The following is a 16033-nucleotide window of genomic DNA, read 5'->3' as shown; positions in this document are numbered from 1 at the left end:
TACAGATGATTGGAATTAGTTCAGCAATGCAACAAGATGCAATCAAGGACCTACTAAACAACTACGATGGAGGAGACTTCACATATAGCTTTAAAGAAAAACAAGGCATCAAGTTGATTTTTGATGTAACTGGTGACGCAGCAGCAGCAGCGACCAAAGCAAAAGAAATGATTAAAGAGCAACCTTGGGGTGGCGTTCTTTACTTCCAAGCGGCTGCTATATAATTTACTAATTAGATAGGACTGGTAATCATGTTAAAAAATGGACTGTTCTTGATGAGTATAGGGTTGTTGATTTTTGTGTATAGTGCAAATGCGAAAACAGGCGTATATGACTTTTTAAGCATTATCACTGCGGCATCACTTTTTGGCGCTGGATTATTTTTCTTTTTAAAAGGGAGAAAACGAGAGAAACAAGAACAACAAACTGAGGTGAAAGAGAATGGAAATCGTTAAAAAATTGAATGTACCAGCCACCTATTTTTTTGACAAAGTGATTGAATCGATTTTGTTTGATGTAAATCGAAGTACTGGTAAAAAAATGAAACCCATGCAATTAAATAATTTTGAATATGTGAAGGAGTTTTCTAAAAATAGCCGAGCAAAAATCAAGATTGAAAAATTGGTGGAAAATGAAACCTATGCATATAGAACGTCTACTGTAAAAAATGAGTATTTTGCTCAGTATACGGTTAAACCGGTGGATGAAAATTCTTGTGAAGTACATTATACCGAAAAAATGGAATCCTTTGGAACGTTGCAAAAGATGAATGATGCGGTTGTGGGGATGTTGATAGGTTTTCTTAAGAAGAGACAGTTTAAAAAGATGCTTCAGCAGATAGAAAGTTCTTATTAAATGAAATAATATGGGAATGGAACAAGAGGTTGATCTCAATGTTCCTTCCTTTTTTGTCTTTTGGAAAGGGGCAGATGTATAGTGGAAAATATTCGTAAAATGACACTAGAAGATACACAGCAAATGTTTGAGCTGGCGGCCTATGCATTCAACTCAGAAACAACAGAGAAACGTAGAAAACGCTTTGATTGGGTCACTGAACGCTCAGCTTGCTATGGATCTTTTGATGGTGAGCAGCTGACGAGTCAATTATTGGCTACGCCATTTATAACGAACTTTCATGGTGTTGAATATAAGATGGCCGGAATTGGTTGTGTTTCTTCTTATCCTGAGTATAGAGGGCAAGGCGGGATTACGGCGTTAATGAAAAAAATGCTGGCAGATTTGGCAGAGGAGAAAACAGCATTATCGTATCTAGCGCCGTTTTCATACCCTTTTTATCGCCGTTATGGCTACGAGCAGATTTTCGAACAGATCGAGTACACGATTGATCCAATAAATTGGCCAAATATCCGTGCAGTAGCTGGTAAAGTCCACCGTACGGGCTGGGAACAGGCTAAAGAGGTTATTGATTCGATTTACAGTCAAATAGCAGAGGTGCAGCGTGGTGGCTTGAAACGTGAAGACTGGTGGCAAGAATATAAATTTGCCTTAGGGAATGACTATCGCTTTGCAATTTATGAAAATGAGCAAGGAAAAGCAGAGGGTTATGTGGTCTATCAAACCAATGTAGAACGCTTTACGATCATTGAATGGCAAGCGTTAAGCCAAGCAGGCTATATGGCGTTGGCGAGATTTATTGGATCACACAATGGGGCAACTCATCAATTTTATTTCAAAAAAGGATTTACTGGTGAAGATTTGAGCTGGTTGATTCCGTCGCCATTGTTAGATATGCATCTTAAGCCTTATATGATGGGACGAATTGTTGATTTTCAAACGTTTTTATCCGATTATCCATTTAAAGCTTCCAGCTCAGAAAACATTTTTTACTTAAACGTGACAGATGAGTTTGGTTCGTGGAATGAAGGCGTCTGGGAATTGAAAGTTGTCAATGGCAAAGCGGAGATACGTAAGGTGAAGGAATCAGTAGATGAAAAGAGCCTAAGTGCAACGATTCAAAGCTGGACACAGCTCTTTATGGGGTATCGTTCAGGTGCAATCCTTCACTTCCATCAACGATTGGTTGGCGAAGAAGCACAGGTTGAAAAGTTAGCGGCACTGCTGCCAGCAGGAAAACCAATATTAGAAGACTATTTTTGATGAAGATAAAAGACAACAGCCCCGGACACGTAAAATTAGTGACCGGGGCTAGTGTTTATTTCTTTTCTTCTTTTTCTTTCTTCTTCTCTTCTTCCTTCAAGGCTTTCTTGAAGATTTGTTCCTTTTCCTGTTTGTAATTGTCTTGACGTTCAGCAAAAACTTCTTCTTTGGATTTATCTGTCATACTGCAACACTCCCTTGTTTCTTCTTATATCAATCATAGCACTGGGTCTGGAGCTTTGCGATTTTTTTGCTTGAAGATAGAGAAAAGGGAATAAATAAGTAGCGTAGAGTAACAGGAGCAATTGACAGAAGCAGATTCGCACAGTAAAATATAACTTGCAGGATTTTTTTTTATAGTCGAAGCTGTTCGGAAAGATTCAAGCATTTGTACAAAGTTGATTTGTAATAGGTGCTAGTTTTGGAACAGAAAAATTGAAGAATCCCAATCATACCTCTGAGCTAAATGCATATAACAGTACTCTTTTAAGCGGGCATTATGGCACACTTCTAAATTTAATCTATCCCCTTAGTTAAATGGATATAACAAGGTCCTCCTAAGACCTAGTTGCTGGTTCGATTCCAGCAGGGGATGTCATAGACATTACGCTGAAAGCCTTTTTATATCAAGGTTTTCAGCTTTTTATTTTTTAGATAGTATAGTTTTACATGAAATTCAACTGGATGTATTTTTTGATTTTATTTAAACATAGTAGATAGTTTTTTTCTTATCTTTCATTTTTAGGAGATAAGCGAGTTTGCTAACACAACTTTTTTTGAGAGCTATTCAATATGATTGTCATAATCATATGTAGAAATAAAGATCTGAATTTTAAGCGCCTGCGATTTCATTCCTCCTTCTTTGCTACGCATAGACTATAACCAACAGTTGTATAATGGAAAGCTATCCTAATAATTTTACTTTCTTTTGCCACTAGTATATTTTTCCTTTAGGTCTACATGAACCAATTGACATGATAACTCCCACAATTTTGCGGATACATTAGCATCTAATGCCTGTTTTGCTGGTTTCACTAATTTAGGATATCCGTATATTTCCATAAGTTTTGTAGGTCCATAAAAAGCACCACTTCTGACTTCTGGTGAAGTGGCAGCAAGTAAAGACGCTCTAACTCCTTGACTAGGCATTTGGAGTGTGTGATAAATCAATCTAGTGTAAAAAGTTTTACCAGGGCCGTTCTCTATTAATTCTGTTGCAACGCCACCAGGATGAACACCAATGCTAGTAATTCCCCAGTTTGAAGCTATACTACGTTTGTGAAGTTCAAAGGCAAACAGTAAACATGCCAATTTGGATTGGGAATATGCCACATCTGGATTGTAATGATGCTCTAATTGCAAATCATCAAAATGAATTTTTCCAGAACGGTGTGCCATACTACTAACCGTTACAACTCGAGCATTTTGGGCTTTACGAAGAAGTGGAAGAAGGTGTGCTGTTAATGCAAAATGTCCTAAATAATTAGTTCCAAGCTGTAGTTCAAAATTATCTTTCGTAACTCTTCTATCGGGTGTTGCCATAACGCCAGCATTATTTATAAGAATATCTAATTTTTTAATTTTTGAGGCAAGTACTTTGCCAAAATTTTCTATTGAAGATAAATCAGCAAGGTCGATTCTTTGAAAATCAATTTTTGCATGTGGGTATTTGTTTTTAATACTTTGAACGGCGCTCTTCCCTTTGTCGACATTACGACCTGCTATAATAACAGTGGCCCCTGCACCTGCTAGCGATATTGCTGCTTCGTAGCCCAATCCCCCAGTACCTGTAACAACAATATTTTTACCAACTTGGGAACCGATTTCTTTTTCTGTCCATCTTTTTTTATCATTTCTTTTTTCATTCATCGTTATATAATCCTTTCTTCCTTCAATAGATGTTACTGTTGTAACGTCTTGGTGGTTGCAGTATACTATGCATAATAAGACGTTTCAAGTGTAACAGCATGAAACGTTACAGATTGGAGAAAACTGTAATGGTAAATAGGATGAATAGTTATAGAAATGCAATCACAAAGGAAAGTATCTTTACTGCGCTTATGATATTAATGGAAAAAAAGGACTTTCATAAAATTTCAATAACGGAAGTCACGTCAAAAGCAGGAGTTTCTAGAATGGCATTTTATAGAAATTATGAGATTTTGGAAGATGTCATAACGGACTACTTAACTACATTTTTCGCCAAATATGAAGAAAAAATAGCTGTTATTGGCTTGAACAATACCTACGATGTCATTTTGATGTTCTTTTCAAGTTTTAAAACTGAAAAAACACTTATGATGAATTTAATAAAATCAAATTTAACTTTTTTACTTCTTGATAAAAGCAATTTATTTTTAGAAGATATATGTGAGAAATTCGTATGTGAGAAATTTTATTCTCCTGAAAAAGAAAAATATACGATTAAGTTTTTGTGTGGGGGGTTCTTTAATATATTAGTTGAATGGGTTTTGAATGATTTTAAAGAGAGAGAAACATACATGGCGGAGTTGTTCTGCGAATATTGTAAATGAAATCAATAAATAGGAATGTCGGTAAGCCCAATTGGATCACCTGTATGGTACATTTTGAATGTCTATCCCTTTATCCCATTCAACATCGATAATGATATCCCAAAAAGAGTTGCAGCTCAAAAATTGTATGTACATATTTTCCGCTATTCTAGTTTTCGAGGTAGAGGTGAACCAATGTGTATTTGTAGCATGATACATGGCATGTGGCAATTGCTTTATTGTGTATAGTATTCTTTTTGAAAAAGAGTGGATTTGTCCTAATGAATCGATAGGTTCTTCTGCATCATTTTCTCTGCCTAATTCTTTTATAAACATACTGATATCATAGGAAATTGAAAATTCATTTAAAAGGGTAAGAAGATGTATCGCGTATAAATCAACAAAATAAAGCGGGCATTAAGGTAGCTATAGTCGATTATTGATAGCCCTGGAAAAGCTGATTAGAGAATAAGTGTGAGTGGAAAGTGATGTTCTTCCATTTGATCACTGTCGTGCTATAATAAAAAAGAAAAAATGAGTAACAGAGGAGAAGTAGAAGTGCACACACAAATTGATCCTATATTAGAAGGCCAGTTAATAGCGGCATTGACTGTAGCGTATAACGATTATTACAGTAAAGATAGCGAACTTCTGAAGCTTAGTGAAAAAATTAGTTCTGAGATGGGCAGCTTCTACATGAAGGAATTTGCAAATCTGACATTTAAGGACACTAGAGTGTTTCCCTTTAAGCTCGGGGAAGAATCCTTTGTAGGCTATCTTTTGTGGTCGAAGGACTTAGCTATTTATGGCGCAGATTCTAGTCGTTTCTTTGTTTTGTTGACAGGCTTTGGTTTTTTATCAGGAATTGAGATAGTTGATAAAGGTGAGATAAAGTCGACACAGTGGAAAGAGCTTATCGGCGAAAAAACAGTTGGTGAGCTGTTGACAAGCCTGAAAGAAATTAATGGCAAAGCAGATTTTACCGCAGAGAGTCCATTGATTCAAATGTATATCTCCATTTTAGAAGAACAGAAATAGAAGAAGTTGCTTCTGTCCCACTGTTTATCCGGTCTTAAATGGATAGAGGAGTGCGGGATTGAGTTGAGTCCCACAACCTTGTTTGGCAAAAAAATTACTGCTCCATGCTTCCCAAAAAAGGTGTTGGGCATGGAGCAGTTTGATTTATCCTTGTGTTACTGGAATCCATGTTTCTAGCGTGTTGTCATTGCCGTATACTTCTAGGTCTGGTCCAAAAGCAAATTGGTAACCGCTTGAAGGAAGCCAATCCATCACAATTTGATGCTGAAATTTTTGCATTTCCTCAGGACTAGCCATTTTATGTGGGAATGCTGCCCAGGTAGTGGCTGGAATAATCAGCTCTTCATAGTCTTCTGGGAGTGGTAATGTTGTTGCTGTAGCAATATAATAGTCAAATTCGCTTTTATTAAGATTTGGATTGTAGTCGCTGACGCCCAATAATCCGAAAGGCTGACAGTTCATCAGAGCAAGAATATCTGGGATCGCACCACTTTGCTGCAGCTGTTGCCAAAATGCGGGTATCTCTCTGTAACTGGCGCCATTTTCCATGGTTGTAGGGAGCTTTTTCCCAACGATTTTAAACGGCTCAGTATGAACGATTCGATAATCCAAGCTGCTAGCTCCTTTAATCGAAAGCTCAAAAGTAAGAGGTGGATAAGCCTTGATTAGGACACTGCTCTTTTTCAGCTCTTTAGGTGTAACGCCGTGAAATGCTTTGAATGCTCGGTTGAAAGAAGTTGGTGAGCTGTACCCATATTTATAAGCAAGGTCAGTAATCTTACTATTTTGACTGATCAGTTCCTGAGCAGCCTTCGATAATTTGCGACAACGAATATACTCAGAGAGTGAGACACCCGCGACCATCAAAAACAGGCGTTGAAGGTGATAGGGGGAGTAGCCTATCATTTTTCCCAAAGCATCATAGGAAATTTCCTCCTCCAAATTTTCTTCGATATATAGAATTATCTCATTTAAGCTATCAAACCAATTTTTCATGTATTTTCTCCTTAAAGTTTTTCTCTTACAGGAACCCAGATTTCGACGTCATCGCCTTGACCATATACCTCTAAATCAGGAGCAGCAGAAGTCATTCGTCCGGAAGCATAGCCTGTATTCAGTAAGAGATATTCTGAATGAGGTGCCCATTTTTTGACGATGGCCATCTGTGTTTTGCCCGACGTTTTTCTTGTACATGGAAACACTGCCCAAGTCATAGCAGGAACGGTGTAGGTGTCCATCGTTTCTGGTGCTTGTTGTGTTGTTGCGGCGGCAATGTAGTAATCAAATTTCTTTGAGTCTGTGCTGTCTACATTATACACGCTGGCGCCAATCAAACCAAACGGCTTTCTGTCGATCAACGGCACCAATTGTTCGTTTTTTCCTTCTTTGATGATTTTTTTCCAAAAAGAAGGACAATCTCTCATTCCTTTCATCCAAGCGTTAGTTGAGTGAATAACGAAACCTGTGATAGTAAATGCGTCTAATTTTTCAATTCTATAATTCATGAATAGTTGCTCCTTTTCAGTTTGTCTTTGTTGTATTTAGTGTAACAAAGACTATCTAGAAAAACGTTACATTTTCTGTGAAGAGGTGTAAAGTTTTGCAAAAAAATGAGTTTGGGACAGAAGCGTCAAACTTATTGTCGAAAAGCTTTGAAACACAATGGTTTACCACTGATGCATTCTCGCTTGTGGCTCGTCGCAGTTTAGAGCCTACGAGTATTGAGCGGACATCGATGCAGCTCGCTAGTAGTTGCTGCTTCTGCGATTAGCTAATTCCTATTAAGAGAGGAATTTTCTCAAATTCCTTTAACTATCCTTACGCATACCATTCTACTATTATCTTTCCAGTCTACTAATTTTCAAGTAGATGAATGGTGGAAAGAATGTCTAGCCTATCTAGCAAATAAGAAAAGTAGAACTGGCAACTCGAGGCAAAGCAGGACATTTAAACCGCTTTGCTGTCCCACCGTTTATTCAGGTTTAGATACAGAACAAGCGTAGGACTTGAGGTATGTCCCACGCTCTGGCTAAGTTTATAAAAGTAGACGAACATAGGCTACTTTTTTTTAGGCCCTTTATTGAGAAAAATTGTAACAAGCTCCGCGGTTTTTTCAGCATTTGACGCAATTGCTGGATGACCGCCTGTAGAGAAAATGTAATAGGAGCCATTAGGGATAAGGCGACAAATGGTTTGATACTCCGCTTCAAGATCATCTCTAAGCAATTCATCTTCCAAGCTTCCGATAAGCAATGCCGGTATCTGCAGACTCTCAATAGGATGATGGAAAGGCGGCAGGTCTTCTCTTGTATAGTGAGACAATGCCTCTGTATCTAAGTCAACAATATGCGCCCAATCATCGCCTTGGCACCATTCATAGAATTGTCTGCTCATCGGGTCTTGTCTGGCGAAGGTTCGATCCTTTATTAGATTTTCGAAGAAATCCGGGTTCAATGTTCGCCCATCAAAGCTGTCAGCTACAACTTTTTCGATCAGATCAGGTCGCTCAAGGGCAGCATTGATTGCTGTCCAAGCACCTCCACTTGTTCCAAGCAGATTTACTCTTTTATACCCTAGATGCTCAATCAGTGCAATGACTTGAAGCGCCTGAGAGTACCACAGATCTTTTGGAAACGAATCGATACGCTCTGAGCGACCGTTACCTAGAAAATCAATCAGAATCACGTGGAAGTGTTCTGTATACAATGGTAAGAGTAAGTCAAACATCTTTGCAGATGCGGAATTTCCATGTAGTAATACAAGTGGCGGACCGTTCCCGATTTCTTCGAAATAAATTTGTTTTGATTGATACGTAAAATAAGTCATGGTTTTGCCTCCTAATTGTTTTGATTGATTCAATCGGATTAGTAAGGCACAAGTTGTCACTGCCTTACGTTAGGCTTCTGTCCAAATCCCCATGATAAATCCCTCCTTGTGTTGTCCTGTATCCATTATAACGCGATTCTATAGTTTCAGATATAGCGCAGTGAATTCTATTTTGGAATAGATGTTTTCTTTTATTGATAAACACCAAAAAAACGCCAGAAAGCCCGTAGAAAAAGCTTTTTTGGCGTCTTTAATAAGCTGTATTTAAGCCCAGTCACCATTACGGAAAACTGGAACTTTCGTGCCATCCTTTTTGATACCATCAATATTCATTTGAGCAGAACCAACCATGAAATCTACGTGGGTTTGACTACGGTTTAAACCCGCAGCAACAAGCTCCTCTTCACTCATAGATGTGCCGTTCTTGATATTGAAGGCATAAGCAGAACCTAGTGCTAAATGGTTTGAAGCATTCTCATCAAAGAGGGTATTATAAAATACCAAGCCAGATTGTGAAATAGGTGAAGGGTCAGGCACTAAGGCAACTTCACCTAAGCGTTTTGCGCCATCGTCTATATCTAGCAAACGTTCAAGAACATCCTGTCCTTTTTCAGCTGAGAAATCTACTACTTGACCGTCTTTGAAGGTAAAGCTCATTCCAGAAATCGTTGTTCCCGCATAGCTTAGAGGGCGAGTACTGGAAATGTACCCATCCACACGACGAGCATCCGGAGCGGTAAAAACTTCTTCGGTCGGCATGTTTGCCATGAAAAGATCACCACGAGCGTTATGACTTCCAGGGCCTTCCCAGATATGATTTTCGGGTAGCCCGATCGTCAAATCAGTCCCAGGAGCTGTGTAGTGCAGTGCTGCAAATTGTTCTTTATTCAGCTCTTCTGCCTTTGAGGTCAACAATTTATCATGCTCTGCCCAAGCGGCTACCGGATCTTCTTTGTAAACTCTGGTTGTTTTGAAAATTTGATCCCAAAGAGCATCTACCTGTTCTTCTTTGGATGGTAGATTTGGAAATACCATCGCAGCCCAGTCTGCTCCGGAAGCAGCAGCAACAACCCAGCTGATTTTATTGGCTTGCGTTAGTTTTCTCAGTTCGAGCATAGCTTTACCTGAAACGGATTGGTATAGAGCAACACGTTCAGGATCAACCCCTGCAAGAGCATCTGGATTAGAAGAAACAATATTGATTCTGCTTACTTCACGATCGATCCAATCATTGATTTGATCCTTCTTATATTTGGGGATTGCTTCTATATATTTTTGATCCGCATGTGTAAGAAATTGCTTCTGAATTTCATCATCTGTCCATTGAATAACGACCTCAGCAGCACCTAACTTATATGCTTCTTCGGTGATTGCTCTGGCTAAAGGTGCTTGATCAACAGCGATTTGCAGAACAATTGTCTGTCCTTTTTGAACGTTTACACCTGTTTCAGAAATCAAACGAGCATATTTTTGTAATAAATTATCAAAATTTGGTAAAGTCATAAAGCATCCTCCTTATTGAGTAGATATAAATCCTGCTAAGTAAATGAGAGAAGGAACAGTTTGTCTTTCGCCGATGTAACAGGCAAAACTTACTATTCGCGCAATACACTATTTGACAGGATTTATATAGAGTAAAATTTTTCCTGTATTTAAGAAATAGAAAATGACCTCTGATGATTGCTCTAAAAATTGATAGATATCTATTAATTTTCATAGTTTTATAGGATCGTTGAGGGCGTATCTATCTCCAATCTAAAATATCATAACATGGATAAAAAACAAACTCAATTGAATTGAAAGAGGAAACAACGTATGTACCAAATGAGAAAGGAGAAAAATAAAATAATAAGAAAATAGGAGTACTATTTTGCAGAAATCTGTAATCGTGTTACAATAACATTAGGTGTAGAATCAGGTAGCTTTGTTGGAGAATAGGTAGAGAGGATTGAGAATATGGCAAGAAAAAAGACGATCACAAAAGACCAAATACTGAATGCTGCCTATGAAGTAGTGGCAACTGAAGGGTTTTCTAAGTTTACTGCCAGAAATATTGCGGCAAAAATGAAATGTTCCACTCAACCAATTTATTTAGAATTTGAAAATATGGATGATTTAAAAGAAGCATTATTTGATAAGATTCATCATTATCTATCTACAGAGGTATTTCCTGTTGAGCATACGGGAAATTTGATTGTTGACTTAGCTTTAAATTATGTTCACTTTGCGAAAAATGAAAGCAAGCTGTATCGTGCGCTTTACTTGGAAGAATATGGTGGCGGACAGCGAATGCAGGAGTTTTCCTACAATTATTTTTCGAATGCAGTCAAACAAGATTCTGAATACGCAGCACTGAGTGAGGTTCAGATCAATTCTTTACATATGGGGACATGGATTGTTGCAACAGGGATCGGTTCGTTGATGACATCCGGGATTATCGCTCCTACAGATGAACAAATTGAGGATATATTGAAAGAAAATATCCAGACAATTCTGAATCGCAAAAAAACAATTGATATAAGATAAAACAGATAGTTAAGAATTAGTAGAGGTTATGACAGGAGTGTTAACTTCCGTAAAGACAAATAGAATAAGGATTCGCACATAAAAAACCTACGAAATGTAGGTTTTTTATGTGTTTATATATTTTCATTTAACCATAAGTCTAATTAATTAAAAACAGAATCAACACAACCGTATTACCGACAGCAGTTAGTAATGGCCCCAATGTTTTAAATCTACTTATTTTTATACCAATAATCCCATCTAGCAATTGAACACCTATCATAATTGTTGAAATGGCGACTAAAAATGGATTTGATTTAAAAATAAATAGTCCTATCGCAACCAATAATATGGATACACTTCTTGACATGGCATATTTTGCATTTGTAAGACTTGCATCTTTTAGAGGTTTAGCTGTTATATAAGCGTCGATAGAAAATCCAAAGCTCACAGCCGAACTAATTAATGTCACAATTGCACATAAATAATAGAACATATAAGCACTCCGTTTCTTTAGTTAATTACTAATTTTATTATATCATATAGACAATTTCTAACTGAAACATAGTTAAGAGAGTTTTATCCAGAAAAACCTATTCAATTAAAAATAGATGTTGAAAGGTAGCTTAAACCTTGCAATCAAAATAGTCTATAACCATTGAATTTTTAAGCTTTTTTTATGTATTCTCTTAGGCTTTTATAGCCTTTCGTTTTACCATTAGTATTTATCAACAAATAATACTAATGGAGTTTTTTACAAGCTTCAAGCAATAAGATGGATTTCACGAAAATTGCTTCATTACACAAAATTTTTTTGAATTTCAGCTTATTGTCGAAAAGCCTTGAAACACAATGGTTTACCACTGATGCTGAGCGGATATTGACACAGTTAGCTGCTAGTAGTTGCCGTTTATTCTGGGTTAGATACAGAACAAGCGTAGGACTTGAGTTATATCCCACATTCTTCTTTTATTTATGAGCTTGAATAGCTGAAAGAATTCAGAACGTAAAACACGAGAGAAGCCGATAATTGTTAATCTACAATTATCGGCTTCTCTCGTGTTTTATACTGGAAATCTGATTAACAAGCTTATCGAATTAAGAAGCTGCTTCAACTAACTTTTTAGCAAATGCCTCTAGGTTTTGAATATCTTCTTCCTCAGCAGCCAAGTCGATTTTCACACTGTCAGCACCTTTAGTTGCTCCTGTTTTTGTGAATACGGCATCGAAATCATCGACCGATTTGCAATACTCTTCATAGAAAGTATCACCAGAGCCGCAAACACCGTAAATCTTTCCTTTTAAGTCTACTTCTTGTAAGTCTTCGTAAAAATCTACGATTTCATCAGGAAGCTCACCGTCACCATAGGTATAGGTAGCAACGACACAAATATCAGCGGCAGCAAAATCTGCAGCATCTACCTGAGTACACTCATCGATCTCTACTTCAATATTTAAATTTTCAAATGCTTCTGCTACAATATCAGCAATTTCTTCTGTATTTCCAGTCATACTTGCATAAACGATTTTAGCTAAGGTCATTTTGTTCCTCCTTAAAATTAATACAGATTTGATTATAACAGATAGACAATCAAGATGTAAATTGCAAATGACTGTCAGATAGAGAGAGGTAAGAACAGAAATCGAGTAAAACAGCCAATTAGAAGCATTTTCATCAAAAAAATAGTTATAATTAAATTACATTTTTGAGTTGTTCAATTGGCTAAGGAAGCTAGATTTAGTAAAAAATGTTGCTTCTATCAAGCTCCTTATTTAGAACCATAAAAAAGAGAGTGGTTGATTTTTCATCCACTCTCTTCTAAAACTCGGCTCTATTGATAGATGTCTTTATTCAATAACTTGTTCAGTTACAGCGTCAGTTGTCTGTTCTTCTGTGACTACTGGAATAGAGGGTGTTGTCCCTATTGTTCCAGTGGTTGAAGAAACTGTTGACGATTCGACTACTGCTTCTGAAGTAGTCTCTGTTTGAGAACTATCGTTTGATTCGTCATCACTGTTATAACTTTTTTCGTCATAATTTAAAATATGCTTGTCGTAAAATTCAGATCTTTGTGTAAACTCATCTCGCACGCTCGCTAGCGTCTGTCTTTCAATTACAGTGCTTTTATCAGAAAAAAGATTGGTTCCCATTCCCAGACGATCCCCGCTGATTGTTACATTTAGAGCAGCAAGGGTAGTAGGGAATAAATCAAAGCTCCCAAATTCACGATTTTTACTGCGATTATCTTCGGCTTGGATTGGTGAATTGATATATAGGTTGAAAATTGTCCGTTCATAATCCTCTGGGAAATCCTTAACGAAATTTTGATCCATTGTTAAATGATCGCCAGAGACAACAATCGTTGTGTTTTCATAGAATGGTTGTTGTTGGCACCATCTGATAAATTCTGTAATTTGTTTACTTGAATAGGCAATAACGTTTGCATATTGATTATCATAAGGTGTGGGTTTATCATCTAACAACCCATCAGGAAAATGTGTATCTGAAGTTAGCATAGTCAAATTGAACGGCTCTCCTTTATCTGCAAGAGCAAGAGCTTCACTTTTGGCGTATTCAAACAATTTGTTATCCTCAAATCCCCACCAATGATTGTAATCCTGAGGAATCAGCTCTCTATTTCTGGCTTCTTGTAAATCAAAGAGATGGTAATTTCCGTGTTGAGATAAATACGTACTTCTTCCACCGAATATAGCTGGAGAACCCATAATAAAGGTTTGATTGTACCCTTGCTCTTCTAGAATCTCTCCTATAGAAGTTAGACCAGGTAAAAAGCGGGCTTTCCCATCACTATAAATATCTCCTTGACCAAAACTATTCAAGTCTGCGGTTGGTGCCTTAAGCGGCATGCCGGAAGTTTGTGACACAATACCAGCAGCGGTGTACTCAGTGCCCGGTACTTGGTATGCTCCACCTATTTTATCTGAGTTTGAGAAGTTAATTGCGCCCTCATTTGTTAAATCTGTCAATTCTTGAAGCAGATTGTTTTTTTGTGTTCCTCCTAATTCTTCACTTGTGAAGCTGCCTTCAAGAGATTCAGCGAAGATATAGATGAGATTTCTTTTTTGCTCAGGAAACGCAAGGTTTGTATTTTTTGCATCGACAAATTCTGTTTCAATCATTGAAGATTGCCCAAAATAAAGTTTAACTTGAGCGAAACCGACTGTATTGACACTTAGTAAAATGGATGCGGCAAATGTTGAAAATACAACCGTTGGAAGAATCAATTTTGTCCATTTTTTTTGCTTTCTCTTGACACGTCGACCTTCATTTTTTTTCAAAATTGTATTATTCCATAAAAGTAATACAACTTTTATGAAAAGATAAGTTGTAAAAACGGAAATGATCAATGGATTATCAATGAAAGTATATACTTGATCCGTATTTGTTCCACCTAGTGTTTGCATACTGTAGAGCAATTGTTCAATACTGATTGGTCCAAAGGTATTAATTAGCCAGATACTGCTTGTATAAAGAAGTAATGAGAAGAAAACAACCAGTGAATAAAAAACTAACATAAATAGTTGAATTTTACTCTTCTTCCTATTTTCTTTTTTCGTGACTAAAGAATTTTCTGACTGGATAAACATAGTTATGCCTAAGAAAATAAGTGTAATCACAACAGTAATAGCGAAATAAATAGGTAGTTCAACAGACTCTACAGTTTTACCTAAAATTACTGTGTATACGAACAATGAACTGATCCAAACAAAAAAAGTATCTCCCAGAGAATACAAAAATTTTTCTTTGTTTATTTTGATAAAAGATATTTTCTGGGACAGCCGTAAAATGATAAGAATTATTACGAAGGCTGATAGTATAGTTAGTATAGTATTCAACTATTATTTCCCCCCTAATCATTAAGATATTACCACAAAATAGAGAAAAAATCTTTGTTTATAACTTTACAAAACCATTACAAAGTAAATGAAATCCTCACTATTCATTTCACTTGTGGGATAAGTTTGTGCTAAACTAACAGTAAATATATTGAATTAGGAGTAGGTAAGCAAGATGATCACATTAAAATCAGCAAGAGAAATTGAAATGATGAACGAATCTGGAGAGCTACTGGCAGATGTCCATCGTCATTTGAGAGATTTTATCAAACCTGGGATTTCCAGTTGGGATATTGAAGTATTTGTGAAAGATTTTATTGAAAAAAATGGCGGCATAGCTGCTCAGATTGGCTATGAAGGGTATAAATATGCGACGTGTTGCAGTATCAATGATGAAATTTGCCATGGCTTTCCTCGAAAGAAGTTATTGAAAAGCGGCGATTTGATTAAAGTAGATATGTGTATTGATTTTAAAGGGGCTATGTCAGATTCTTGTTGGTCCTATGTTGTTGGAGAATCAACACCTGAGTTGGATCATTTAATGGAAGTAACAAGAAAGGCTCTTTATATAGGGATTGAGCAGGCACAGGTCGGTAATCGTATTGGTGATATAGGTCATGCGATCCAAACCTACGTCGAAGGAGAAGGGCTGTCTGTTGTTCGTGATTTTGTTGGTCATGGCATTGGCCCGACTATTCATGAAAGCCCATCTGTTCCTCATTATGGTGAAGCGGGTAAAGGTCTTCGCTTGAAAGAGGGAATGGTGATCACAATTGAGCCAATGGTAAATACAGGGACATGGCGAATGAAGATGGACCCTAACGGATGGACAGCATATACTCAAGATGGCGGTTTAAGCTGCCAGTTTGAACATACATTGGCTATTACTAAAGAGGGGCCGCAAATCCTTACGTCTCAAGGGGAAGAACTGACATATTAAGCAATTAGGCAAATGATACAGAGAAAGGTCAAAGACCTTGTTTTCAGCAGCAATCAAGGTCTTTGACCGATTTCTTCTAATTTTTAACTGTACATGTAAGGACAATTTTCATTTTAAGGGTTGTCCTTTTTTTCTTGAAAAGGCCAGGTACAACGTCACTCTGACGATTGTTCCGGTCTTCAGTTTTTTTACATAAAAGGAATAAAAATCTTATGTAAAACTTAATTGAATCAAG

18 protein-coding genes and 1 tRNA gene are annotated in these 16033 nt (G+C 37.1%); 10 read left to right on the top strand and 9 right to left on the bottom strand.

The window, feature by feature from the left end; translation table 11 throughout:
- Nucleotides 1-5: 5 nt before the first annotated feature.
- The 4 genes from A5888_RS07630 (at nt 6) to A5888_RS07615 (ending at nt 2118) form a co-directional block, all read left to right on the top strand.
- On the top strand, nt 6-224 hold the full coding sequence (locus tag A5888_RS07630; RefSeq protein ID WP_086350465.1) for a hypothetical protein: 219 nt from the start codon (nt 6-8) through the stop codon (nt 222-224).
- Between the two features lie 27 nt (nt 225-251).
- Nucleotides 252-455 carry a DUF3188 domain-containing protein gene (locus tag A5888_RS07625; protein ID WP_086350464.1) on the top strand — a complete coding sequence of 68 codons (204 nt, stop codon included), beginning with the start codon at nt 252-254 and terminating at the stop codon, nt 453-455.
- A complete protein-coding gene (locus A5888_RS07620) occupies nt 442-855 on the top strand; it encodes a DUF3284 domain-containing protein (RefSeq protein ID WP_086350463.1) in 414 nt (137 codons plus the stop codon). The genes A5888_RS07625 and A5888_RS07620 overlap by 14 nt, the downstream gene beginning before the upstream one ends.
- An 81-nt stretch (nt 856-936) precedes the next feature.
- Complete coding sequence (locus A5888_RS07615) at nt 937-2118, top strand: GNAT family N-acetyltransferase (RefSeq protein WP_249274532.1); 1182 nt, start codon at nt 937-939, stop codon at nt 2116-2118.
- Between the two features lie 55 nt (nt 2119-2173).
- Here the strand turns inward: A5888_RS07615 and A5888_RS07610 are convergent, their stop codons facing one another.
- Nucleotides 2174-2302: a hypothetical protein gene (locus tag A5888_RS07610; RefSeq protein ID WP_283160600.1), complete on the bottom strand. Its 129-nt coding sequence runs from the start codon at nt 2300-2302 to the stop codon at nt 2174-2176.
- 339 nt (nt 2303-2641) lie between these two features.
- Between A5888_RS07610 and A5888_RS07605 the strand changes: the two genes are divergently transcribed.
- A tRNA-Arg gene (locus A5888_RS07605) sits at nt 2642-2713 on the top strand.
- 323 nt (nt 2714-3036) lie between these two features.
- Here the strand turns inward: A5888_RS07605 and A5888_RS07600 are convergent.
- Complete coding sequence (locus A5888_RS07600; RefSeq protein ID WP_339102029.1) at nt 3037-3987, bottom strand: oxidoreductase; 951 nt, start codon at nt 3985-3987, stop codon at nt 3037-3039.
- Nucleotides 3988-4253: 266 nt separating this feature from the next.
- Between A5888_RS07600 and A5888_RS07595 the strand changes: the two genes are divergently transcribed.
- Both A5888_RS07595 and A5888_RS07590 read left to right on the top strand, forming a co-directional pair.
- The gene (locus A5888_RS07595; protein WP_339102028.1) at nt 4254-4652 is read left to right on the top strand and encodes a TetR-like C-terminal domain-containing protein; all 399 of its coding nucleotides are present in this window, start codon (nt 4254-4256) and stop codon (nt 4650-4652) included.
- A gap of 537 nt (nt 4653-5189) precedes the next feature.
- Nucleotides 5190-5669, top strand: coding sequence for a hypothetical protein (locus A5888_RS07590; protein WP_086350460.1), 480 nt, complete (start codon nt 5190-5192; stop codon nt 5667-5669).
- Nucleotides 5670-5813: 144 nt separating this feature from the next.
- Here the strand turns inward: A5888_RS07590 and A5888_RS07585 are convergent, their stop codons facing one another.
- On the bottom strand, nt 5814-6665 hold the full coding sequence (locus A5888_RS07585) for an AraC family transcriptional regulator (protein WP_086350459.1): 852 nt from the start codon (nt 6663-6665) through the stop codon (nt 5814-5816).
- An 11-nt stretch (nt 6666-6676) separates the two neighbouring features.
- Complete coding sequence (locus A5888_RS07580; protein WP_086350458.1) at nt 6677-7174, bottom strand: GyrI-like domain-containing protein; 498 nt, start codon at nt 7172-7174, stop codon at nt 6677-6679.
- 95 nt (nt 7175-7269) lie between these two features.
- Here A5888_RS07580 and A5888_RS07575 point away from each other — a divergent pair, with 95 nt between their 5' ends.
- Nucleotides 7270-7440 (top strand): hypothetical protein, encoded by a 171-nt coding sequence (locus A5888_RS07575; protein ID WP_339102027.1) that lies wholly within the window; start codon nt 7270-7272, stop codon nt 7438-7440.
- Between the two features lie 287 nt (nt 7441-7727).
- On the opposite strand, the gene A5888_RS07570 is transcribed toward A5888_RS07575, so the two are convergent.
- The gene (locus tag A5888_RS07570) at nt 7728-8495 is read right to left on the bottom strand and encodes an alpha/beta fold hydrolase (protein WP_086350457.1); all 768 of its coding nucleotides are present in this window, start codon (nt 8493-8495) and stop codon (nt 7728-7730) included.
- A 264-nt stretch (nt 8496-8759) separates the two neighbouring features.
- Nucleotides 8760-9998 (bottom strand): aminopeptidase, encoded by a 1239-nt coding sequence (locus tag A5888_RS07565; protein ID WP_086350456.1) that lies wholly within the window; start codon nt 9996-9998, stop codon nt 8760-8762.
- A gap of 453 nt (nt 9999-10451) precedes the next feature.
- On the opposite strand from A5888_RS07565, the gene A5888_RS07560 reads away from it, so the two are divergent.
- Nucleotides 10452-11021, top strand: a complete 570-nt coding sequence (locus tag A5888_RS07560) for a TetR/AcrR family transcriptional regulator (protein WP_086350455.1) — start codon at nt 10452-10454, stop codon at nt 11019-11021.
- A 139-nt stretch (nt 11022-11160) separates the two neighbouring features.
- Here A5888_RS07560 and A5888_RS07555 read toward each other — a convergent pair whose 3' ends face one another.
- The 3 genes from A5888_RS07555 to A5888_RS07545 all read right to left on the bottom strand — a co-directional run bounded on the left by A5888_RS07555 (nt 11161) and on the right by A5888_RS07545 (nt 14714).
- The gene (locus A5888_RS07555; protein ID WP_086350454.1) at nt 11161-11496 is read right to left on the bottom strand and encodes a hypothetical protein; all 336 of its coding nucleotides are present in this window, start codon (nt 11494-11496) and stop codon (nt 11161-11163) included.
- Nucleotides 11497-12098: 602 nt separating this feature from the next.
- Nucleotides 12099-12542, bottom strand: a complete 444-nt coding sequence (locus tag A5888_RS07550) for a flavodoxin (protein WP_086350453.1) — start codon at nt 12540-12542, stop codon at nt 12099-12101.
- A gap of 306 nt (nt 12543-12848) precedes the next feature.
- Nucleotides 12849-14714 carry an LTA synthase family protein gene (locus tag A5888_RS07545; RefSeq protein WP_139843899.1) on the bottom strand — a complete coding sequence of 622 codons (1866 nt, stop codon included), beginning with the start codon at nt 14712-14714 and terminating at the stop codon, nt 12849-12851.
- Nucleotides 14715-15033: 319 nt separating this feature from the next.
- Here A5888_RS07545 and map point away from each other — a divergent pair, with 319 nt between their 5' ends.
- Nucleotides 15034-15798 (top strand): type I methionyl aminopeptidase, encoded by a 765-nt coding sequence (gene map / locus A5888_RS07540; RefSeq protein WP_086350451.1) that lies wholly within the window; start codon nt 15034-15036, stop codon nt 15796-15798.
- Nucleotides 15799-16033: the final 235 nt, after the last annotated feature.

Source organism: Enterococcus sp. 9E7_DIV0242, assembly GCF_002140975.2.
Classification (GTDB): domain Bacteria; phylum Bacillota; class Bacilli; order Lactobacillales; family Enterococcaceae; genus Enterococcus_L; species Enterococcus_L clewellii.
The sequence above is the reverse complement of the archived record's forward strand: the minus strand, read 5'-3'. Positions and strand labels throughout refer to the sequence as shown.